The following is a 23,338-nucleotide window of genomic DNA, read 5'->3' on the forward strand; positions in this document are numbered from 1 at the left end:
TCATCGCGAGAATGAAATTCTCAACCTTCTCGCTCTTTCCTTGAAGGCTTCTTTCCCGCCTTCAAGAATTTCGCTTACGCGTTCCCGCACATCTGCCTCTTCCAATCCCCCACCATTATAGGAGATGGGGGGAAGCCCATCCGCCGTATGGCTCCCGCTTCTGGCGATAATAATTTGGTCAGCATTCGCGTTGATCACAAGATTGGCATTGTGAGTGACCATAATCACTTGCCGTCGCAGTTTGGCATCTTCAAACAGCGGAACCAATTCGTCGAAAATTGATTTCGGATCGAGGTTTTCCTCGGGCTGGTCAATGATCAGTGGGCAAACCTCGTTCTGATCGAGCGCCAGGTACAGCAGCAAAACGACAATGCCTCTCGTTCCAGGCGATAGCTTTCTGATATCGACGCCATCATAAAGTATGCCGTAGCGGATTGTGATGTGGTCAGTACCATAGAGCCATTGCGCAAACCGGCGCGTCCAGGCTCGATAGTGTTCAGGATCTGCCGCTTTGGACATGGGCGCATTCGCCAGCAGAGTTTCCTCGTACTCATCACGAAACCCTTGCATCGCAGTAGCCACGTCTTCGGCGCTTCCGGTTTCCCAAACAGGCCTGAGCACAGCGCCCGAAATTTTAGCAAGTGATCCGATGCCTTTGAACGGACCACCGCGCAAATCAAACAGCTCGTCTTCACCACGGTTGGCCCATTTCTCATGGTCGGCCACCCGGGTTACCGAGAACGATAATTTGGCGAGGCTGCCGGCAGCACCGGTCAACCGGGACATCAGTGGGGAATAGAGTTCGTTGAGAATCACCTCTTCCGCCAAAATGGCATCGAACACGCGCCCATAACCAGCTTCGCGCTCGGCCACCAAAGTTTTCGCGCGAGCCTTGGCTCCTTCTGAATCGCTTATCCGCTCGTTCAGACTTTCAAGAATAATAGTTTCTTCGCTTATCTTCTTCGTTATAGCCGCCAGACGCTTCAACGTCTCCGTATCTGCGGCCACCAGCCTTTGAAGCCGTTGCTTCTCCGCTTCCAGGAGCGCCAATGGCTGCCGGGCAAGATCAGCATCTGCCAAAATAAAGGAGGCGTCGCTATCTGCCGGTTCTCTTGGTTTCACTCCTCTCCAACCGTTGGCGATTCTTTCCGCTTCCTTCAGCTTCGCTTGAATGACGGCATCCACATCGCCGGAAAATTCAAGGAGGAATGGCTTCCAGCTGTCATCATCGAAACCCAGGTTTTGATTGCGGCTCTTCATGCTCCGCAGAGAACTCGGCGCCTCATTCGTTCGAAAGTTGCCGACCTCATTGTTAATGCCCGTAAGAGCCTGCTGACGATTGACCCAGACCCGTAAGTTTTGCTGAGCTTTGATTGCAGCAGCCTCTATCACCTGCAAGCGATCAGCGTGCTTGCTTGGCGCTTTCGGCATTAAGGATTTCTTGTCTGCATTATATTGGGCCAGCAGCTTCTTCTTATCTGCCGCCTGGCGTTTCAGGCTGGCGAGCTGCCGGTTTTTCTCCAATTCAATGCCGATTTGATCCGACACGTCCTGAAGCGCATCCTCTTCGTCCGATCTAGCCTCACGGAAAATGCTAGATTTAAGCTCTCGCAACTCTTCGAAATCGTAGGCTCCATCACGCTCGATCTCAGAATGTGCCTCAAAGATGACGCGCTCAATCTCCCGCACTAATTCGGGCATGCCGTCAATTCCGCAGATTTTCTCGACAAACTGCTGTGACAGATACCTGGCGCGCGGAAATACATCCGACGATTGATCAATCGGGTCGGCAAGAACGCGGGGCTCCGTTTGCCTGCCATCGAGCCACCTAAGCTCAACCGAGGTCTCGCCTAAATGCTCCCTCGCACGTTCGAGAAACGACGGTCGCTCCTCGGACTCGTCATATGCGTCGCATCCGGCAGCGATCATGTCCGCTAGAGCAGTTTTACCTGAGCCTCTCGCGCCAATGATTGCGACAAACCCAGGGTTTAGCTGGATGTGAGGCGTCAACGCCCATTCACCTTCCGTTATAATCACATCAGAGATCACCTGGGACGGGGCTGCCCATGAAGGAGCGGCATCACCGACAAATGCACGGGCGGGATCTATGCAAGCCTGCTTCAGAGTATCGAAGCGTGGCAGTCCCTTGATCCAGCAGAACCTGTCATTGTCTGGCTTGGCGACTTTTGAAAGTTCGTGAGCGTCACATCCCCACAGGCATGGCTTCAACGATCCATACCTCTGCCGGATCGCCTCGCCCGACTGCTTCCCGCGCCCGAGCCAGAATTCCCTCTGCTTGGGGCTACTCGCAAATATAGCGTGAGCGCCCTTTTCGATCTCTTCTCGCACAATCGCGTCGGCCGCTTCTTGCACGCCAGACGTTCCGTCAGCACCACCAGCGACGGCAATCAAGATATTTTCTTTTGCCCAGCCTATGGCTTCGTGTTGCTCCAACAGTTCTTTCTGCGAAATCTTGAACTGATTGACGCCTACTGCCAGTGCCTCGGCATCAAGCTTGACCTTCGGGTCGTGCTTTCGCCCCAGCCGGATCAGATCAGCGCGGGTACACGCAAACTCGTCTTCGTGCGCACTGAATTTGAGACGACCGAGAAACCGTTCCAGTTCTTCGATGTGATTTTCGGCGTCCGGATTCACGAGCAGGTGAATATTGACCTGATTTCCCTTTTTGGTGCCAACGTCGAGCCGCAACTCGACATTTGGAAAAACGACCTCACAGTCTTTCAGGCGGCCATCCCTGTCTTTCGCGGCACGAAGCAATTTGTACGTCTCGATTGAGCAATAGTCGGTCAGCCCTATCGCCCTGATCGGCGGCTGTGCTGACTCTAACGCGGATAAAAAGGCATCCCAAGCTCCAGCCCCGGTGTATCCGTCGTTGAGGATCGTGCCCGGAGCGTGAATGTGCGGCTCCCAGCGATGCCACTCCGATCCGCGCTTGACCATTGAAACACTGCCCACTGACACAGACGATTCCCCTGATTGGCTCTTTTGATACTTATAGGCCGGTCGCCGGGCACATTCCATCGGCCAAAGGCACGAACCTGACGCTACCGCTTGGTGTGTTTTTATGGAAATGTCCCGCTCTACGCTTCCAGTTCGCTTGCGTCTTGCATTTCTTTGAGCTGGTTGCCAAAGCGATCAGCGCTATCGATGATGATCGTCTCGGGGCGGCCTATTTGCAGATAGCTAATGACACTCGAATTCGCTACTGCCAGCTCCAGGTACCTGTTCATATCGCTTCGGGCCAGACCTCGACCTTCAAGATTGTCGATCAAATGGGCGAACGGATCATCGACGCGCCCGTTGATAGCCATGTTCCCTTCCAAGTGAATTTCTCGATAAGCAGCGTCGTCGATCAGCCCTTTGCTCTCCAATAAACGCAAAAAGTCCGTCAGAAGCTGCATCCGCAGCATTCCTGAAATGATTTCCGTCCAGGTGATCGCCTGATCGTAGCTTTTTAACGCAGCGGGAATATATTCTGCGACGCGATATACCAGTCTTGCTGTAAACAACGCCGCATCCTGGGCGAGTAGCGGAAAGACCGACGATAGGACGGTTCTAGCCCCAAGCTGGATGAAGCCGTTCGCCGTTGTCGCGTGATTGCGGTCAGCAGCATGTGTGTCGCATGCGCTGAGCACGACGATCGGCGGCATATTCTCGATCTTTCCACGAAGCCTCCATACATCTAGGTTTGTATCTCCGAGATGAAGCATCGCGGGTTCGTCTTGCGAATGGCTTCCGTGGCCATCGAAGATCACCATGGGACCGCTATACGCGTTGAAAGCGTCGACAAGCTCGCTCTCCGACGCGACATCAACGAACTTTACCGACAGCTTCCCGCGCCACCGCGGCTCAAAGGTTTCAAACGCGAGCCTGAAAAGACGCCGGATAGGATCATCTGGGCTTAGCGCCGAAATGACGAGAATCTCTTTAAAACTTTCTGACGTCAGGTGGACAATCGGGCGCGCGGCTAGCTGATCGACAAAAAGATTGCCGGGTGTAACCGGAATACGGGTGCAGTCTTTCCTCAGGAATAGCGGCAGCCCATCAAGATCGATCCACTCAAGATGCGCATCTGAAACGACACGAATTCCACTTTCGCTCTGCCGGATCAATTCGTGAAACTCTCGTGGCACCGAAGCGGATATGCGGTCCTGAACGGCACGAAATGCAAGCAGACGTTTACGGCTTGTCGCCTGCCCACTTCTGTAGTGTTCAGCAAAACTCCTTACTGTACCTAAGGTCCGATTGATTTCATTCGGAAGCCTCACGCAGGCCGAAAGATCAGACGAGCACAGCGCTGCCATTAAATCTGTGTTGAGCATCCATTCCGCACCTCGCAGTGCCATGATTGTATTGGGCGAGGCTTCTATCTTGCCGTCGTCGTCTCTCAATATGTGGCCTACCAGTGCGTCTTTTTGCGCGTCGGTGCGGACGGTAAATCCATAACCGGTCTGATTCTTCAAGAGTTGCCGCGTATTTAGATATTTGCGTTTTTCCTCTGCGGTTAGGAACGGTGGCGCGGGGATATCGAAAAATTTTGGATAGATTGCAGGCGCAAATAGATTCAGGTCCGGCGGACGACGATAGATCCGCTGAACGTCTCGCTTACCGACCGCGCGGCGTTCGGCAAACACCGAGTTCGTTGTTTTGACAATCTGCTCGACATACGGATCGATTTCGTCGCCGATTTTATCAAAACGTCCGGCGACCATGTCTTCGTAGCCAGCCACTGTCAAAGCCACGAGATTCGGAAGTATCGAATTGTGTCCTCCGACCTGATACTCTAGCCGCTTGTCCGGCAGAGGCTTCCATGACCTTATCGCGGCTTTGGCTTCTTCAATTGCGCCAGGCTCTAAATGCGCCTGCAACGCGTCGCACTGCGCCAAAAACTTTTCCCGAAGTGCCGCTAAACCGATTTCGTCTAAATCACCGCCGCTCTTAGCAACCATTACTGGCCGAATTGGGCACGACTTGAGCCACTCCTCGTAATCGTCAATTTTTTCAGACGGCGGCAAGACGATCACAGTAAATGGTGCCCACACAGGGTGTGGCATAGATCTTATGGCGCGCGGTGACTGACCGTACCAGTTGATCGGCGAAGTGCCCGACATACGCCGTGCGAGCATGATTTCGCGTCCATCATCGCTCCATTCGAAAATATCGGTCGGCAATACGGCTGCCGCTCTGATCGCCCAGCTCATATTGCAAAGGCTCAGGGCAAAACCCTGCAGTGGTGTCGCTTCGTGAGGATCACCGTCAGGAACGACGATCATGAAATAAATGCGCGGATCAAATTTCATGTGCGAGCACTGCGGCCAGAAGGTTACGACTGCGTCGATACTACGACCTTAGGTTAAGCGCTGATCGAGTGGAAGAAAATCCTTTTCAGGAGCGCTGTCGCCCGTCGGCCGTCAAGACCAAGCCCATGAATGCGCGGAAACGCAACGGCCGCGTCGTCGCTACGTTCCGGCCCGCTCCTCACGCTGCTTTACGGTCCTGACCGTCGATCCTCGCTCATTGCCGCATGGTTAGTAGGTTGCACGCGCAGCCCAAGTCATGAGAAAGACGAATAATAACAGCCGATGTGTTTATGAAAGCGTGACCGCTCCGATCATTGCCGAACTCGAGAAGGCATGGCGACTGCCGTTCGGGCGCCTGTGATCCAATTTCCTCGATGCTTTGTGTGCGGAGCAAAGCGAGAGGAATGAGAATGTCGGTCCCGAACGAACGTCTAACAGATGCGCGTCGCGTCCATCTCAACTTGCATTGTATGTTCCATAACATTCGGTCAGCGAAAAACCGCACGCTCGCAGCTGATGTTCACCATCCCGTCGATCCCGCTGAGGATCAGTACGCTGTTTCGGGCCCAGAACGGCCGCCTCATCAGGTGCGCGCGCCTAGAACCAGCGGTTGCCAAGGCTCGTCTTTGCCGGGCTGCGCTTATCTGACACTACTCGCGGCCGATCCGCGCCGCTGCTGTCGCTCATCTCTTCGAACGGCATTCATTCTGCGGCGACACCACGAAGTGACTTAAGTGAAAAATCGCCTTTCGGGCGTCGCCTGCGGAACAGGCGTGTAGCCACGGACTTTGCTTAGTACAGTAGTGGCCTGTGTGTCCCCACCGGAGGTGGGTAAGCGTGACGTACGCAAACAGCTGCTCGTGCGGCTTGAAGACGTATTGGAGTTAAGCTAATTGTGCCGGCGGTTCAGTGATCTGCGCTGGCTCATCGAGCTCCGTCATATGTCCGCCGGCAATATTCATTACGCGCCATCCGGCGTGACGTGCTTCAGACATTCTCGTGTCGAATGATACGCTGGCATAATCCAGCGCCCGAATATAGACATCACACTCAATTCACGATTGTCGACGATGGCGGGATTCGTCTTCTTGCGTCGCGCCAATCTGACCATGCACCGCCGAAAGTCATGGATTAGAGTACAAATCCTTCATCAGAACACTCAGAATCCATACGGCCTCGGTCAGGCAGACAATCAGCAATACCGCCAACAGCAATTTTGCTCGCACTCATCTTCTCCCAAAGTCACCAGCGGTCCGATGGATGTCTTTATGTATTCGTCGAGCTGAATCAGCGAACGACTAGATTTGATATTATTTCAATATCTTTCCCGTCACATCAAACTGTGACAGGAACGCCCAGAGGTCGTTGATCTCGCTTTCTTTCTTGATGCCTGGAAACGTCATCTTTGTACCCGGTATCTTCACCCTTGGATCCTTGATGAAGTCCTTGAAGTTTGCCTCGTCCCAAATGATGCCGGAGTTCTTGTTTGCGTCGGAATAAGAGTAGCCATCGACACTGCCGGATTTTCGACCGTTCAGTCCATTAAGCTCAGGTCCAACTTTGTTTTTTGCGTTCTCACCGATCGCGTGACACGCAAGGCATTTCTTAAAAGATGATGATCCCGCTGCGACGTCCTGCGTTAAGGCCAACCGCGGCGCCGCAAATGAAAACAGCAGGATGAGCGATCCGAAAATCAATCTCATAATAGTTTGCCTCGATAAGTTCATGCGGGGATGCTGGCTTCTCACGAAAAGCAAACATCTGTGAGGTCGATGCCAACCAGAAGATTTTTGGTTGGAACGCCATCCACTCTTGAGAATGCACGCCTTTTAGCTGGAAAGCGTATGCCGTTCGCCTCGGCATAGTCGCTGACATAATGCGCTGCCGGAAGCCCTCCAGCCACGTCTACCTTGTAGTCGTGCCGCCGCACCAAGAGATCATCTCCAATATAAAAGACCTGAGACTCGCAATGGGTTGCGAGCGCGCCGGGAAATCGAACGTTAAGTCGCCGCCAGACTTCACCATCTACATGCAAAGCTGACATTTCATTCACCTCGACCCCGTCCATCGCCAGCAGGAAAGGCATGGTGAGATAATTCCAAAGAGCGTATCCGTTGAAGTAAGCTCGCTGAAGAACATCCCAGGGCGAATGGATCGTTTGACCTCTGAAAGAATCTCTTGGATTCTCTCTTTCGGAAATGGTGCTGCCGTCTACATTCTCAATGGCAATCCGATCGGGCGTATATGCCGTTCGAACTCCCGAGGCACCAAAAGGTGAGAGCGATGCCCGCTGATTGTGAAGCTCAACCGTCATCACTCGCGGCGTTTCGTCTTGACTAATACGTTTCATTTTCCAAAGTGACCCGCGTGTAACAATCGTAGCCTGAACGCGCCGAAGCGCCGACCACCTATCCCACCCTCCGTGAGCTGAAATCACGTCTGCCAACAGACTGTTCATGTCATCTCTCACAATGGTTCATGGGCTGGCGATCCCAAGGCCCCTCGAGCGTAGCGAGGCGCGACCTTGTTGCTGGATAGGCCTCCAAACAAATTTTGTCGGGCTGCCTCGTACGCAGTCCAGTCGGCGAGATTTGAAAGAGACGGAATAGTCACGAGTTCACCTTGGTCAAATCCGGCCAACGCCGCATCAACCGTATCCTCGGCCGTCATGACGATCTCCGCGGGAAGGTGTTCAACGGGGGTGCCTGCCAGTTCCCAGAATCTCGTAGCGGTCGCGCCCGGAAGCACGGCCTGGACCCTCACGCCTTTATCCGAAAGCTCATGATGCAACGACTGGCTGAAAGCGAGTACGAATGCCTTAGTGCCCCCGTATACGCCGTTCAAACGCTCGGGGTTGAGTGCAACTATGGATGATATGTTGATAATTGTTCCCCCTCCCTGTTCGACAAGCCTCGGCGCAATCGCGTATGTGAGACGTGTCAGGGCATTCACGTTGAGTGATATCATTTCGGCGGTTTTCTCAACGTTTGACGACAGGAGAGGTCCTGTTGCGCCAATCCCAGCATTATTGACGAGCAAGCGAACATTTCGATCTGATCGCAGCCATTGTTCCACTTTTCCAAGGTCGTATGAATCGCTCAGATCGGCTTGGAGGACGTGAACTAATCGTCCGGTTTCACTTGATAATCTCGTTGCTTGTTTCTCTAGAAAATCCCCGCGCCGTGCGACCAAGACAAGATTATAGCCTCGCCTAGCCAGCTTATCGGCGTAGATCGCGCCGATGCCCGATGATGCTCCGGTAATCAAAGCAGCGCAGCTATCTGAATTCATGCTCTACTCCTTGCTTGCAGGCCGCGAGCAGCAATTGCGAGTGGCCATTCTCAGCACGCAACGCGCCACATATTCGCGCGGAAATCTATTAAAGTTCGTTGCGGAATTTCCGTTCGCACGAAGTTAGACTGTTGAAATCGCTAGCAACGTAGATCGTCGTGCTAAGAAGGCGATGGCCTGTTTAGCCGTAATCAAAGGCGCCACTCGACGCTTTGACATGGCGGGAAGGCCGAGGTGGCGTTGACCTTCTCGTGATGCTTGAGAAAAAACCGCCCGCTAGACAAACGGATCGCGTGAGGAGGGGGTGTAGGTGCGCGACCTAGACGCGTGGGCAATTTGGAACGATTTGACGAAGGATCGACTACAAGTCCCAGTGCAAAGGAAGAGCCGCCCGGCGCGCCGTCCCACGCGCTCGGTAAGCAGAGCCGTCACCTATGCTCGCAAAATCGCACATTGAGATGCGAGATAGGCAGCGTCGCTGCCCGAATTGGTCGAGCGCGACCGGCGAATTACAACATTGATCGCGCAGAAACCGAACAAGCACATGAGTCGCCAAGTGTCTAGTTTATGGTCAGGGCGCGCGACACATAGTAGATGGACATCAGCCCAATCAATGTCAGAAGGCATGCTAGAACGATGTCGGTCCTCACGCTAACGGTCGATCTATCGGTGTCGACATCAATATCTCTCGAGGTACGAACAAATCGGATAATGGCCAGCACAAAAATAATCGTTCCCATCGCGATCGATGCGATCCCGGCGAGGTCTCCTATAATATAGCCGTCATGCGACCCAATTTGCGCTAATGGCGTAGGATTCTCTTGGATGAAGAGAAATTCATAACGTGCGAGCAGAAAACCAAAAGCCATAACGGCAATGGCTGTTCGCACCCAAGCGAGGAATGTTCGCTCGTTCGCCGCATGCTCGCGAAAATTCTTGATCATCGCTCGGCTTGGCCTTTCCAGATGGTGCTAACTAACTGCGGCGTTGTGGAGGGCGCCCGTTGCTGGTCTGCTCTCGGAGGCGCATCTCAGTCTCGTGCGTTGCTCCGATTGTCGTAACGTCGAAATGAACTCCGATCCTAATCGTCGTCGCTGTCCTTACGGACAAGGAGAATGGGGGGCTCGTCGTAACCTTTTCGATTGCTGAAAAACAGTAGTGCCATCAGACCAAAGCCAACGGCTAGTGAGACAATCACGCCAAAGGCCATTGCCACGTAAGCCGATGTCGGAACTTCGGCATCTTTTCCAAGCGTCCAGCCGAGGTAGGCAACGAATACAGTGACTGCCAGGAGGACCATTAAGGTCGTAAGTACTGCCCACGATCCGATACCGATACGCTGCTTCTCCGAAGCTGCGGCCCGTTTATCTGCTGCGCCCATGCGGCTACACACCTTCATAAACGAGTCTTGTAAACAGCGTCGGCGAGATCACGAAGCCTCCCCACGCCGGGTCGAATGTTTCCGTCGGCCTGGCTTGAACCACCTCGTCTAAAGATAGCGACTGTCTCTTGAGTTTAGAGATGCGGTCGCGGACAGTCACGAGCATGTCGCGATAACTTTGCAATTCAGAGCGGTTGCTGACCGGGTAGCCGTGCCCAGGAATGACGATTGTCGAATTGGTAGTTACTGCAAGGTTTTCCTCGGCCGCCATGATCATTCCGTCGATGCTGCCCCCTGTAGAGTAATCAATGAACGGATAAACTCCGTTCCAGAACGTATCTGCGACATGCAGAACATCGGCCTCGGAGAAGCAGACCGAGATGTCGCTGTCAGTATGAGCGCGCGCATAAGGTTTAAGAGCTAGAGTCGAGCAATTAGTCGACAACGTGAACTCGCTCGTCAGCGTCACGGACGGAATGGCGCCAGGAGCAAGTGGAGTAAAGTTGAAATCCCAGTCTTCGACGCGCTGCATCGCAAGTAGGTGCTTCCTCGTGTTTTCATGCGCGTAGATCTGCGCGCCCTCGTGATGAATCCACTCATTCCCATCGGCATGGTCAAAGTGCCAGTGGGTGTTGATGAGGTGTGAAATGGGGCTTTTGCTTAAGCTAGCGAGCGCTTCCAAAATGCGGGGCTTTGAGGCCGTAATGCCGGCATCTACCAGAAGCGTTCCGTCAGATCCGATAAGGACCGCTATGTTGCCGCCCGATCCTTCAAGGACACTGATATCTCTACGCAATGGATGAACGATGATCGGCGTCCTGACAGCTTCCTCGCGTATTTGATCGACGATGTTCCTTGCTTTGGCATAAGCCTGTCGCGGATTGATCCAGCCACCATCAGCCGAGAAAGTGGCCGATGCAGCGCAGCATAAGCAGAGGCCTTGTGGAGAGATTTGCGAATCCTGGCGCTCCATCGAATGCCCTCGTTGCGTAAATCGTCGAAATACTCTCCACCACATTAGGATGGGGATCTTTCAACTGATTTCAGTCTCTTGCCATGTTTTATATGTTTGACCGTTTCTTCCCTGTCCAAGAGGCGATCTCCCCTGCGGAGAGCTTGGGCATTGCTTAGTGCGATAAGAATGAAACGAGTGCCGAAGCGACTTCGTCTGGGCGGTCCTCGAGCTGGAGATGGTCACCGGACGTCGTTCCGCCTGTGACGACGACGGCCCAGCGTTTCCAGACTTCAACTGGATCAGGACGGCCTGCAGAGCCCGCCGAACTTGGCCATAAGACAAGGACTGGGCAGTCAAGCTTCCGATCCATCTCACGATCCGCCTGATCGTGAGCAAGATCCTCATTCAATGCGGCGCGATAATCTTCACAGATCGCATGCTGCACCGCCGGATCGCGGAAGGCGGAGCGATAGGCATCTCGTGCGGATGTCTCGATAATGTCGCCTTCTTCGGCATTCATGAGCGCAAATGCTTTATCAAGGAACGCATCCGCAGCGCCAGCGAGCATTCGTTCTGGCAAATCTGCCTCTTGAGCCAGAAGAAACCAGTGATAGCTCTTGCTGGCGTAGCGATAGTCGACTGCCTGCATCGCATCCAGGGTCGGTATGACGGCCAGCGAGGCGAAGCGCGTCACGACGCCGGGCTGATCCAGCACCAGACGGTAGCCGACCCTGGCGCCACGGTCGTGGCCTGCAAGTGCGAAGCGTTCATGCCCAAGCGACAGCATGAGTTGGTTCAGCGCCTCGCCGGCACGGCGCTTGGTCCAACGGGGCCTCATGTTATGAGGCCGGCTTGCACCGTACCCCGGCAGATCCGGGATAACTACCGTATGACTGCTGGCCAGCGAGGGTGCGACCTTTCTCCACGCGATGTGTGTCTCAGGATATCCGTGAAGCAGTAGAAGTGGTGGCCCGCTGCCACCGATCACGCCCGAAAAATGAACGCCGCCAGCGTTCATATCCAAAGTAGCAAAGCCCGGAAAAAACGGCGGATCGGACTTGTCGCCGGAGATTTTCTCCACAATTGCAGCCTCTGATTCACTTCCAAAGTGAGTGTGCCGTCTGGGCCGAGACAATGTGTCAGGGTTGGAAGACGGGCAGCGTGTTGTCGCTTAGATCTGGCAGCCCGCTACTACCTCGCCTCAGAAGTAGCTAGTCCGGCGACCGCCGCGAGAGCCGCGGCCATTGTGTGGACCGCGGCCTGCGCGTTGGAACCGCCGTCGTGCCGCGCGACGAGCCACATCGGATCGTTGTAGGAGAGCCACGTCGTTCCGTCTTCATCTTGCCAAACCAGCGCCTTGAGCGGAAGGTCGATACCCATCGTTTGGATCAGTTGCATAACGGGTGTGCCGCCTTTGGGGCTTCCGAAAATAACTAGGTGGGTTGGCCGTAGATGCATATCGACAGTTGCGGCGGCCGCCCCGTGATCGATGCGCGACATAACTTTCATATTCATAGCGCCGATTGCGTGGTCAAGTCGCTCTAATGTCTCGGAAACGGTGAAAGAGCTGCGGATCGTAATCACTCCTTGTGCCGCCATGGTCGTCGTTCCTGCTTGTAAGAGTACGCAAATGGCAAAGATCAGGACCAAGATCGTTCGCCGGTGGTAGGTCTTGAGAGAATTGCTCATCGAGTAAGACTCCGTTGATCTTCTCAGTTATCGATGAGGCCTTGGCGCGAATTCTGGCTCAGGTATAAATCCATCGCGATTGGGCATCTTGATGTTCGGGAGGCTGTGCTTGTCGAGCTTCCCGTTTGCCGGTAGTACACCGTTCAGGCTTAGGATGTAGGCGGCGACCGCGTATGTATCGTCGGTGCTAAGGGAGCCTGGCGCCTGATATGGCATGGCGCGATGAATATAATCGAAGAGTGTCGTCGCGTACGGCCAGAAGCTCCCGACAGTTTTTAGCGGCGTATTTGAAGCTAGAGATCCTTGTCCGCCGAACAGCCGATCTTTGATGCCGTCATTGCCTTTCACCCCATGGCATGCCGAGCAATTGTCCTCGTACACCAATTTTCCACGCGTGACCGATCCGGTGCCGTCTGGCAAGCCTTTGCCATCCGGGCGCACATCGATATCCCACAGGCTTATCTCGTCCGGCGTGGCATGGCGACCGAAGTCGAATGCGGTCACGGGCGTTGCGAGGAGCGCAACGAGCAGCCCTTGCACCGTAATTACCCTAAGCGAGAACATTGCGAACCCTCCCGGCGGCGTCGATGCTCCAGGTTTGCTGGGCATTGTAGTGAAACAAGGCATTCGTCCCCATGGCAGCAATAAGAGTTTTGCGGTCCGGCTGTATGTTCCCCTTCACGTCCGTGGAACGGCTGACGATCTTGGTGGGCTTGCCGTCCCAAACCCAATCCATTTGGAAACGAGATTGAGCTCTAGGCAGCAAAGGTTCGTTCAGCTGCGCCGGTCTCCAGCTTTGAGCGCCATCTGTACTGATTTCAACTCGGCCGATCTTACCAAGGCCGCTCCACGCCAATCCGGTTATGCGATTATAACCGGGGGTGATCTTCATCATCCCAGAAGGCGACGTGATAACGGAGTTGGTCTCCATTCGCAGTTGAAACTGCCGCGCTTTCCCATCTGCCAGCAACTGGGTGTATCGCGCAGTTTCCCAGCGGGTCATCCAGGGTTGGTCGCCAAATTCTAGGCGCCGAAGCCATTTGATATTCAGATTTCCCTCGAAGCCTGGCATCACAAGTCGAATAGGGAAGCCGTGGGCCGGCCTCAACGGCTCTCCATTTTGCCCGTACGCAACAAAGGCCTCCTCCATGATTTCGTCCGTCAAAGGAATGCTTCGCGCGACCGCAGCGGCGTCGCCGCCTTCGGCAAGCATCCACGTTGACTTAGGGTCCTTGCCAACGAGGTCAATTAGAAACTTAAGCGGGACACCGGTCCATTCGTTCGTGCTCACCAAGCCGTGGGTATTCTGAACGGTGAGATTCTCATCCGCGGCCTTCCAATTCTCCCAGCCATTTCCAGTGCACTCGATAAAAACCGTGCGGGACAGCGAAGGCATCGCTTTCAATTCGTCGACGGTCAGAACAAGCTGATCACGGGTCATGCCGTGCAAGAGTAGGCGGTGACGGGCAGGATCGATGTCTGGAACGCCGGAATGACTTCGCTCATAGTGGAGATCCGACGGCGTTAGTGTACCCATCAGTTGTCCTAATGGGGCCTTTGAGTTTATGGCATCGCTCGGATCGACGTTCCGCATCCCGGGACCGGCTTCGGGAATGCGGGCAATCTTCACGTACTGTGATCGTTCGCTGTGTCCGCTCAAATCCGCCCCAGGCTCGCGTGTTGGCACATCGGCAAGGGTATCGGGCAGCGCGTGAGTTGTTACGAGGGCTCCTCCGAGACCAGCGGCATTCGTCAGAAATCGCCTCCTCGAGGTCGGCCCGTTGCGCGAGGAAAGCAGATCACTTTTCGAAGACATTTTTCGCTCCTAAAGCTGCTTGCGTTGGATCTGTATGAGGGAGGGATTCGTCGAAACCTCTGAACGGAAAAGTGAAACCGACAGCAACGCCGCTACGGCTTCTACGGCCGCGAAAATGGCAAATGCGAGCTCGAAGCCGAACCGGAGCAAAGCTCCAAAGATCAGACTTCCCACACCAAAACCGACAAACAGCATGAAGACGTTGAGGCCCATTGCCTGCGCTGCCCGCTTCCCTGCGAACGATGTGACGATCCCGCCGAACAACGGCTGCGTCATGTCGTAGCCCAACGATAAGATCATCGCGATGATTGGGGCAAACCAGACAGGGAAGTCGAGCATCAGAATTGCTGCGGCGAGGGAGCCCAAGAGGAGCCCTACCGGTATCAGCGGTGCACGCCCCCAACGATCCGCGGCTGATCCGATCAATGACCCGAAGAGAAATCCCGGAATACCATATCCGAGAAGTGCCAATCCAATAGCGGCGGTGTCGAGGTTATATCGTTGCTGCAGAAAGACGCCGAGCCAGGTGAATACGCCCGCGTGGAATGTAGAGTTCAAGAATACATAGGCATAGGTTCGCCTACTGCGCGGCGTCACTAGAAGCAATCTATAGCTGGAGAGAAGTTGCCTGATCCCGATCTTTGCTGATTGCGCTGCGGATGCCATGACCACCCGCAGCGGCAGCAGTACAAGGACAAGTAGCGCCCCGGCGAGAGCCGTAGCTACGAAGAGCCCTTTCCAGCCAATTGACGGCAAGATCAGCGCCCCAAGTGGCGATCCGAACGCCATACCTCCAGCCATTGCACTAAACAGCCAACCAAGCGGACGCCCGCGCTTTTCATAAGGGTAAAGCCGGCCCACAAGCGCGAGGGCGAGCGGCACAACGCCGCTTGCCCCGATTCCTGTGAGAAGACGCCATAGGACTAGCTGTTCGACAGAATCGGCTGTCGCCGTTAGCAATGTGAGTGCGGCAAAGAACACCAATGATAACAGCATCACCTTGTGGATGCCGATCCTGTCAGCAAAAATTCCGTAGGCCAGTGTCGAGATGCCGTAAGGGATTAAGTACGCGGGAATCATAACACCCGCGTGTTCCACACTGACGCCAAACTCATGGGCGAGTGTTGGTAGAATAGGAGCAACCATATAGGCTTGAAAAAATATGACAAACGTCGCGGCTGAAAGTACAGCTAGGAGATGCTCGCGTCGGCGTTCATCCAACGTATTTTGCATCTCGGTCGAAGACGCCAGCGTCATGGTAAATCTGCCGCGCATGTCTTGCACCACCTACATCGATCTCAAGAACGGGCGAGAACCTCCTAAGTGAAATTCTCGTTTATGTCCGACAACCACACATTCGCACAGCGCTCGAAGCCGCTTCTTCCAAAATGAAAGCAAGATTCATAAAAGGCACGTATCTGACGAAAGGATGAGGGAGGCTCTCGCGATGTTGCGTAATAGCTAGATCTAACTTCGCGACTGGCCTATTGAACTCGAAGCTGCCAGTTTTGGAGCTCGTTTTTGAGTTACTGCTGATCGCCGCCATCGTGCTGGCGTGTCGCCGGTCAGGCGTTTGAACACGGTTGAAAAGTGCGCTTGAGCCTGGAAGCCGACGCTAAGGGCGATCTGTGCTAGAGGCGTGTCGGTAGTACAAAGCAAGGTTCTTGCTGCCTCAATTCTCTTTTGAAGAATGTAATCATGCGGGCGGTATCCCGTGGCTGCGCGAAATTGTGCTGCAAAATGCATGCGAGAGAGACCAGCAAGTTTGGCTAGCTCGGAAAGGCTTGAGCCGCGCTCAAGGTTCGCTGCCACATATTCCTCGACACGCTTTAGTCGCCATTTTGGCAAAGCGTTGATAGCCGAAAGTTCTGGCGCAGGTCTCGTTAGGTGAACCAAAAGAGTCTGCCCTATGCTTCTTGTATACGGTCCATAACCAACGCAACCGCTCTGAATTAACGCGCGACCAAGCAGTTCGGCGAAGGTGTCACGAATAATAAGATCGGGCAGGTCTCGTATAGGCGATGGCAAACGAACGATCGCATCTCGACGAACTCGCTGATAGCAGCCGCTCAAAATGTGGAAATGCACAAAATCGCATGGCTCTTCGAACACGGCGGAGACGGCCTGAAGCGGCCGAGTGACAAAAACAGATCCGATATGCATAACGCCGTTGAAGATTGTCTTTGAATTGCTCGTCAGCTCAACGCGGGAAGTCTTCATTGCGATGCTGATGACATATCTGTCTGAAGATAAAGCAGAGTGTTGTTTCCGCGCGCCGTCTCCGCTGCAGATCCACCTGGATGCCAGAATGTCTGTGTCCCTATTCGCCATGAGCGCGGGTGAAGGAAGGCAGTGCCAGCTGGATTCTTCGCTGAGCCGACGTGTGCTCCGTTTACAGCGAGCGCTTGTTTGCGGAAATAGCGGCAGCTGTTCAGGGACGTTTACGATGAACTGAGGGAGAGGAGCAGTCATGGCCATCCTTTGCAACCGAAGCCTGGCTTCGATTTGGTCCGAACGAACTGGTGCCTAAGCGCGACCAAGTAGGACATTAGAATGGGCAAAGCGCATTCGCTCGTTATCCGAAATTAGCATTTGTTAAATCTTGAAAATGCCTCGCGATAAAGTAGCCCCGCACTGCACAAACAGGCCGGAGGGTAAGGATGTTGGTTGCAGCAGTGTGCGCCGTTGCGAGCGAGCCGGCCTCAGAGAATCTGCGACCGAGTGCTCCAAACTAACGCACAGGCTATCGGCAAGCTCGCCGTGTGCAATCTTCTCCAAGGTGAATGCTCGGAAGCGCATAATGGCTGGGCCCATTCAGTCAAGAATGGTCATTGGAGGTAGAGGTGCTTAGCGGAAAGGGCGCGTGGCGCATCTCGGCTAGCAATCTTAAACAGAAGTAACCCAGAGATCGGATGAAATGCGGCCGGCGACGGTCAAAGACGAAAATGTGCCAGGCGGGCGAAAGATGCCGCTCAAGTCAATGCGTATCGTAGCAACCATTCGTGATTGCGCTTTGCACTCTGTCTATAACAGTAGGGGAGACGACCGTGAATCTATTGACGGTATTAGAGATGCCAACCCCAATCGATCGTGTCGTGCTCCACGAAATTACCCATAGAATCAACAATGAGTTCGCATCTGCGATTCAGGTCGTATCGTTAGCCTCGGCGAGATCGTCCAATGACGGGATAAAACGCGCTTTGAATGAAGTCGTAGAAATCTTGCACAGTTTTGCGAGAGTTCACCATTTACTCCAGATGCCCGCCTCTGAGGGAGACGTCGACGTTGGCCAGTATCTTCGGAAGCTCTGTGAGGCAATCAGTAAATCAAAGTTAGAGAGCAAGGATATAGAGCTGATACTTATGGAAGGCTCACTCCACTTGCCGGCAGATCGCTGTTGGATACTGGGCATGATTGTCGCGGAACTCATCACAAACTCGTCGAGGCACGCCTTCAATGGCCGCGGCGGAGTTATTCGCGTTGAATGCCAGAAAATCGGACGGGCGGCACGCTGTATCGTTGTTGATGATGGATCAAATATGGAGAGTGAGGTCAATCCCGGATCCGGGCTTCGCATCGTTGACGCGCTCGCTCGTTCGCTTGGTGCCTACTTCAATTTCAATCGCAGTGAGGATGGAAGTCAAGCTGTTCTAGTGTTCGAGATATGAAAACTGGTACCGAGCTATCGCGATGATGCTCGATGTAGCAGACATTCGGCGCAGACGAGCTCATCTGTAGCGGTGTGCAAGTTCGTTGATGCAGGTCGAAGTTCGGACGACGGTAAGCGTGAGGAGCATTTAATGTCATTTTATGTTGAAGCGCAGTTAGGAAGAGCGAGGGATCCTGATTTCTTTCGGCTTCTCGAAGTCAGCTTTGAACGGGTTGTTGGCAGGCCACTTGTCGAGAATGGGCGTAATGCGGCGTGGCTTTACAATCAAGCGCCCTTTGCCGTTCTTGCGCATGATGATCAGCTAGATCCGGTCTTCATTTATGCGAACCGAGTTGCACAGGCGTGTTTCGAGTATTCGTGGGAAGAGTTTATCGGACTCCCATCGCGCCTGTCAGCAGAGGAGACGAACCGAGAAGAGCGGAAACGAATAATGCATGCGGTATCTCGCAGTGGTGTCATAACCAACTATAGCGGCGTGCGCATTTCGAAAAGCGGGAGGCGATTTTGTATCGAGAATGGCACCGTATGGCAGCTGGTAGACGAGAAGGGCCGCGGCCAGGGCCAAGCGGCAATATTCACCCGATGGCACGATATCCGTAAGAGGTGAATGAAGCCGTCGCGCCTTGCGAAGTTCTAGCGTGAGCCGGGCGCTGGAAAACTGATGACCGTGCGGCGTGCAATGTTAGTCGCGGATCCGAAATAAGTTATGGGAAACTTCGATGAAGATCGTCATTAGAACGCAACAGAAGGCAACCGACTAACATTGTAACCTCTCGTGATATGCACTCATGTTCCTCCCAGTGAGTGTAACTCTGAGGTGGCGGATCTGTTACCCGCCACCTCCTTTTCTCGATATCGCGAATACGCTAATCGCGGAGCCGTAGAGCTGACCCTCTGGTGTCGACGTGATACGTGGTTTTCACGGTTCGATTTCAGGAGTATCGACGGTCCTCAAAGTTCTGGCGTATGTTCGGTGCATGTTGAAGACTATAACTTCGTCGCTGGTTCGAGTAAGTGGTGGTCCGGCCCACAGTCACAACGTCAGTGCTGGAAATCCGTCGTTAGATTGATGCATACTCAGTAGCGTTCTAGGAGGAGCACGCGGTCAACCGTTGGCGGGGGGGGCGGGTTCGACTAAAGCCGAAGTAAGGTAGGTGATCTGGGATTGCGGGAACTATCATTCTCCGGGAGTTCTTCACTCCGATGGCGACCGACCGCCGTAGATTCGTTTTACGTCGCAGTAGATCGTTGCTCGAGATACTCGCAAGTAAGCCGCAATAACCTCGACGGATCTCCGTATCTCTAAACACCCGGCTTCTTCGAGCTTCAGCAATAAGCGTCTCCTTTCTATCGCCTTTAAGGCTATCGGTGGAGTGGCAAGCTGTGCGGCGTATTGGTCTATTCGCACTCGGATTGAGGCGGCGCCAGTTGGGCGACCTGGCGGATTGCCGGGGTTTTGCTCGATCCTCACGAATTGCTCAATTACACGTTGTAAACCCGCAAAATGCACAAGATTCACGTTCAAGCAAAGCGCCGCGACGTATTCTCCGTTCGAGTTCTTTATGCGAATGATTGTGCTCTTAGTTCCACGGCCATCGACGAACGAACTGGCGTAGTTTGCAACGACTTGCGGACATTCGGGGTCGGCCAATCGAGCTAATGTCATCTGCGTCGCGGACTCGCCTACGTCTTGAGCAGAAAAATCGTTGTGAATCGCTAAGATCGCCATCTGGGGATGCGTAAGGTCACGCAAAACTACTTCGCAAAACGGCGCAAACGTCTCACCGAGGCCTTTCGCAATCGGCTTCAACTGATCGATAATCTGGTCCATTTCATCGCGCGGCCGTTCATTCGATTTCGATGGCCGAGGTCTTTTCACCATGCGTAAAAGCTTTGTAATAGCGACGCGGGCTGTTCGGAAGAATGCAACTTCGCTGACATTGGCTCAATGCCGTTCGCCTCTCTTTTCTAAAATCGCACGATTTTCTGCGCTTTTCTTATTGTCCAGTCCCTATACAATATGTCGATTATTGACGCGAACGATTGGGATTGTGCCGACGTTGATCTGATGACGTCGCAAGAGTCGATCGTGAAGATGGGGCAAGCAAAAGAGCGGGGCCCGATCGAACATTTAAGTCAGCGCGGGTGACGTTACTGGGGCATCCTATGGATGGTCTCGTTCGAACGCCGGCTCAGAAAAGAAGGCACTGATCAAACAAGTGAGATTTGATTGGGCGAGCTAGAGGTTCGCCGATGGAGCGCACCGTACCTGATCATCTTACCGCAGACTTACGGTGATCGACTGAGCAAAAACGATGACTGATCAAGAAGTTACGTTCGGGCCTTTCAGGCTGTCGGCTTCGCGAAGACTACTGGAGAAAGAAGGTGTTCCGGTTGAGCTCGGTGCGCGCGCTTTCGATATCCTCACTGTCCTAGTCGAACGCGCCGGTGAAGTTGTTGGCAAACGCGACCTAATCGACCGTGTATGGCCACACATCACCATCGACGACATAAATCTCCGTGTGCAGGTCGCGGGGCTTCGTCGAGCTTTGGGCGAGGGGAAGGCTGGTGCTCGGTTCGTGGCCACTGTTGCGGGGCAGGGCTATTGCTTCGTTGCGCCGGTGTCTCGTTCGAATGCGTTGAGCGCCGCCGCAGGAAAATATGCGGAATCCCTAGGTGTTCAAAAACTGCCAACCCGTTTGGCCAGAATGGTGGGGCGCGACGGCGCGATCCGCCAAGTATCGGATAAGCTATCCACTCACCGCTTCGTTACGATCGTTGGCACGGGAGGAATAGGAAAGACAACCGTCGCAGTCTCGGCGGGACACACGCTTCTGGACGACTTTGCAGCGGGAGTTTTTTTCGTCGATCTCGGTCCTGTAAACGACCCTCTTTTGGTTGCCAACACGATAGCATCGAGCGTCGGTCTGGCAGTTCGATTGCCAGACCCGACGCTTGGGCTTGTAAATTTTCTACGAGACAGGCGCATTCTTTTGATCATTGATAGTTGCGAGCACTTGATCAAGGAAGTAGCGGCTATAGCCGAACGGATTTTTGCAAATGCACCGAAGGTGCATATCCTGGCAACAAGCCGAGAATCTCTGCGAGTCGAAGGGGAGCACGTATACCCGCTTCCGGCTTTAGATAGCCCGCCGGAAAACTCCCGTTTAACAGCGGCGCAGGCGCTAGAGTATCCGGCGGTCCGGGTATTTGTGGAGCGGGCAGCCGCGGGTCGTCAGCGTTTTGAGTTAAGTGACGCCGATGCTTCATTAATTGGCGAAATTTGCCGGCGACTCGACGGAATCGCTCTCGCGATCGAACTTGCAGCCAGCCGCGTCGACGCTTATGGCATTAAGCAAACTGTGACGTTGTTGCACGATCGCTTCACATTGCTCGGGGGAGGCAAACGCACTGCGCTCCCGCGGCATCAAACGTTGAGCGCTACGCTGGATTGGAGCTACGATCTCCTGTCGGAACAGGAGCGCCGGGTTCTTCGTAGGCTCTCGGTTTTCGCTGGCATTTTCACGCTCGACGCTGCCCGCTACGTGACTACGGGGGCGGATCTTGAAAATGGTCAAGTGATTGCAGTGGTTGCGAGTTTAATCCAAAAATCCCTTGTTGCGACGGACGGCGGCGCCAAGGTGTCGCGCTATCGATTGCTTGACACCACCAGAACTTACGCCGCAGGAAAGCTTGTTGAGAGCGGCGAGCTGGAACAAGTCAAGAACCGCCATGCCGATTACTACCAGCATGTTTTTCGGCGAATCTATCTTTCTTTCTTGGCATCCAACGAGGTCGAGAGTTTCTCGTTGTACGTAGAGCATATAGACAATGTTCGCGCGGGTTTAGAATGGAGTTTCTCCGAGCGAGGTAATACGCGGACGGGTATTGCGCTCGCTGCGGCATCCGCACGTCTTTTTCTCGAGCTATCTTTGTTGACGGAATGCCATCGGTGGGCAGCGCGCGCACTCGCTGCGTTTGATGCAGCGGATCGCGCAAGCCTTGACGAGATGGAGCTGCAGTCGGCCGTCGGCCTGTCACTGATGTTTACTAGGGGCAATAGCGAGGAGGCGCGCAATTCGCTCTTGAGAGGGTTGGAACTCGCCGAGCAACGCGGAGATCTCCGCAATCAGGTCCGCGTTCTGGAGAAGCTTCATATTTTCCATCAGAGAATTGGCAACTGCCGCGAGGCCTTCGCCCTTGCACAACGAAGTAAAGATGTTGCGCAAGGCTTGGGCGATGTCTCGAGTATCGCACTTGCAAACTGGGCGCTCGGCCTTTCCAACTACTTCGCGGGAAACATTATCGATGCCGAAGAAAATTGGCGCTTCGCTCCGGTGCAACGAGAGAGCTGGGCAGCGTCCAGCCGGAGCTCCGATTTCGATCACGATACACACGCGCGCACGCGTTGCGGTCTAGGGGCCGTGCTTTGGATGCGGGGCTTTCCGGATCAAGCCGTGAAAATCGTGAGAGATACCGTTGTGGAAGGGAGTACTCTGCGAGACCCTTCGACGTCTTGCATTTGCCTAATTCTGACAAGCTTCACCTTACTGCGGATCGGCAACTGCATAGAAGCGGAGAAAATGATCAAGCGGCTAATCGCTCACGCAAAGAAACATTCTCTGGCGCCCTTTGAAGCGATAGGCACTGGCTTAAGTGGCGCTCTATTGATCGACACGGATGAAGCCGAAGCAGGCGTTGCCGTACTTTCAACTGCTATCGAGACTCTGAGTTCCGGCCGGCATGAGTTGCACATTCCAGCCTTCCTGGGAGCGTTGGCTGAGGGTCTAGCAAAAATAGGCCGATTTGACGAATCGTTGGCTCGGCTTGAGGAGGCCTTAGCTCGAATAGAGAAGAACGGTCAGTCGCTTTTTCATTCTGAATTTCTTCGGCTAAAGGGAACCATCCTCGTAGCGTCAGGTCGATCGGAGTTGTGCCAAGCAGAGAATCTCTTTCTGCACGCACTAGAAATCGCAGAACGACAGTCTGCGTTAGGTTGGGGATTGCGAGCGGCAATAAGTGCTGCCCAATTGCGAGTTAGTCAGCATCGCACCAAAGAAGCCCTGCAGATACTTGCGCCAATCTATGAGCGCTACACGGAGGGCTTCGAAAGCGATGACCTGAAGAAGGGCGCGGAGGTCATGAGCCGGCTACGCCAGTTTGAGCAGCTCTGAGGAATATGGGTCATGGTGTTGACCGTCGATCGCGAATTGTA

18 protein-coding genes are annotated in these 23,338 nt (G+C 54.1%); 3 read left to right on the forward strand and 15 right to left on the reverse strand.

The features are described from left to right. The 14 genes from AB7813_RS22300 to AB7813_RS22365 all read right to left on the reverse strand — a co-directional run bounded on the left by AB7813_RS22300 (position 1) and on the right by AB7813_RS22365 (position 16,673). The gene (locus tag AB7813_RS22300; RefSeq protein WP_441228395.1) at positions 1-2,961 is read right to left on the reverse strand and encodes a TrlF family AAA-like ATPase; all 2,961 of its coding nucleotides are present in this window, start codon (positions 2,959-2,961) and stop codon (positions 1-3) included. Positions 2,962-3,101: 140 nt separating this feature from the next. Continuing rightward, positions 3,102-5,321: a CHAT domain-containing protein gene (locus AB7813_RS22305; protein ID WP_441228396.1), complete on the reverse strand. Its 2,220-nt coding sequence runs from the start codon at positions 5,319-5,321 to the stop codon at positions 3,102-3,104. 1,310 nt (positions 5,322-6,631) lie between these two features. Further along, positions 6,632-7,024, reverse strand: coding sequence for a c-type cytochrome (locus AB7813_RS22310; protein ID WP_441228397.1), 393 nt, complete (start codon positions 7,022-7,024; stop codon positions 6,632-6,634). Between the two features lie 41 nt (positions 7,025-7,065). After that, the gene (locus AB7813_RS22315) at positions 7,066-7,779 is read right to left on the reverse strand and encodes a hypothetical protein (RefSeq protein WP_441228398.1); all 714 of its coding nucleotides are present in this window, start codon (positions 7,777-7,779) and stop codon (positions 7,066-7,068) included. A gap of 8 nt (positions 7,780-7,787) precedes the next feature. Then, entirely contained in the window at positions 7,788-8,612 is an 825-nt protein-coding gene (locus tag AB7813_RS22320; RefSeq protein WP_441228399.1) for an SDR family NAD(P)-dependent oxidoreductase, read from the reverse strand. 560 nt (positions 8,613-9,172) lie between these two features. Beyond that, positions 9,173-9,556: a YidH family protein gene (locus AB7813_RS22325; protein WP_441228400.1), complete on the reverse strand. Its 384-nt coding sequence runs from the start codon at positions 9,554-9,556 to the stop codon at positions 9,173-9,175. Positions 9,557-9,693: 137 nt separating this feature from the next. Then, positions 9,694-9,993, reverse strand: coding sequence for a hypothetical protein (locus AB7813_RS22330; protein WP_441228401.1), 300 nt, complete (start codon positions 9,991-9,993; stop codon positions 9,694-9,696). A gap of 4 nt (positions 9,994-9,997) precedes the next feature. Continuing rightward, positions 9,998-10,966, reverse strand: a complete 969-nt coding sequence (locus AB7813_RS22335) for an MBL fold metallo-hydrolase (RefSeq protein WP_441228402.1) — start codon at positions 10,964-10,966, stop codon at positions 9,998-10,000. A 154-nt stretch (positions 10,967-11,120) separates the two neighbouring features. After that, complete coding sequence (locus AB7813_RS22340; protein WP_441228403.1) at positions 11,121-12,029, reverse strand: alpha/beta fold hydrolase; 909 nt, start codon at positions 12,027-12,029, stop codon at positions 11,121-11,123. A gap of 110 nt (positions 12,030-12,139) precedes the next feature. Beyond that, a complete protein-coding gene (locus AB7813_RS22345) occupies positions 12,140-12,637 on the reverse strand; it encodes a DUF302 domain-containing protein (RefSeq protein WP_441228404.1) in 498 nt (165 codons plus the stop codon). A gap of 27 nt (positions 12,638-12,664) precedes the next feature. Further along, positions 12,665-13,201: a c-type cytochrome gene (locus AB7813_RS22350; RefSeq protein WP_441228405.1), complete on the reverse strand. Its 537-nt coding sequence runs from the start codon at positions 13,199-13,201 to the stop codon at positions 12,665-12,667. Next, complete coding sequence (gene soxC, locus AB7813_RS22355; protein WP_441228406.1) at positions 13,188-14,453, reverse strand: sulfite dehydrogenase; 1,266 nt, start codon at positions 14,451-14,453, stop codon at positions 13,188-13,190. The genes AB7813_RS22350 and soxC overlap by 14 nt, the downstream gene beginning before the upstream one ends. Positions 14,454-14,462: 9 nt before the next feature. Next, entirely contained in the window at positions 14,463-15,710 is a 1,248-nt protein-coding gene (locus AB7813_RS22360) for an MFS transporter (RefSeq protein ID WP_441228407.1), read from the reverse strand. 210 nt (positions 15,711-15,920) lie between these two features. Beyond that, positions 15,921-16,673 (reverse strand): helix-turn-helix domain-containing protein, encoded by a 753-nt coding sequence (locus AB7813_RS22365; RefSeq protein WP_441228408.1) that lies wholly within the window; start codon positions 16,671-16,673, stop codon positions 15,921-15,923. Between the two features lie 827 nt (positions 16,674-17,500). On the opposite strand from AB7813_RS22365, the gene AB7813_RS22370 reads away from it, so the two are divergent. Further along, on the forward strand, positions 17,501-18,121 hold the full coding sequence (locus tag AB7813_RS22370; RefSeq protein WP_441228409.1) for a sensor histidine kinase: 621 nt from the start codon (positions 17,501-17,503) through the stop codon (positions 18,119-18,121). Between the two features lie 132 nt (positions 18,122-18,253). After that, the gene (locus AB7813_RS22375) at positions 18,254-18,730 is read left to right on the forward strand and encodes an MEKHLA domain-containing protein (protein ID WP_441228410.1); all 477 of its coding nucleotides are present in this window, start codon (positions 18,254-18,256) and stop codon (positions 18,728-18,730) included. A 588-nt stretch (positions 18,731-19,318) separates the two neighbouring features. On the opposite strand, the gene AB7813_RS22380 is transcribed toward AB7813_RS22375, so the two are convergent. Beyond that, positions 19,319-19,954, reverse strand: coding sequence for a helix-turn-helix transcriptional regulator (locus AB7813_RS22380; protein WP_441228411.1), 636 nt, complete (start codon positions 19,952-19,954; stop codon positions 19,319-19,321). A 484-nt stretch (positions 19,955-20,438) separates the two neighbouring features. Here AB7813_RS22380 and AB7813_RS22385 point away from each other — a divergent pair, with 484 nt between their 5' ends. Further along, positions 20,439-23,297 carry an ATP-binding protein gene (locus tag AB7813_RS22385; protein WP_441228412.1) on the forward strand — a complete coding sequence of 953 codons (2,859 nt, stop codon included), beginning with the start codon at positions 20,439-20,441 and terminating at the stop codon, positions 23,295-23,297. Positions 23,298-23,338 lie beyond the last annotated feature (41 nt).

This window comes from Tardiphaga sp. 20_F10_N6_6, from assembly GCF_052076045.1.
Taxonomy (GTDB): Bacteria; Pseudomonadota; Alphaproteobacteria; order Rhizobiales; family Xanthobacteraceae; genus Tardiphaga; species Tardiphaga robiniae.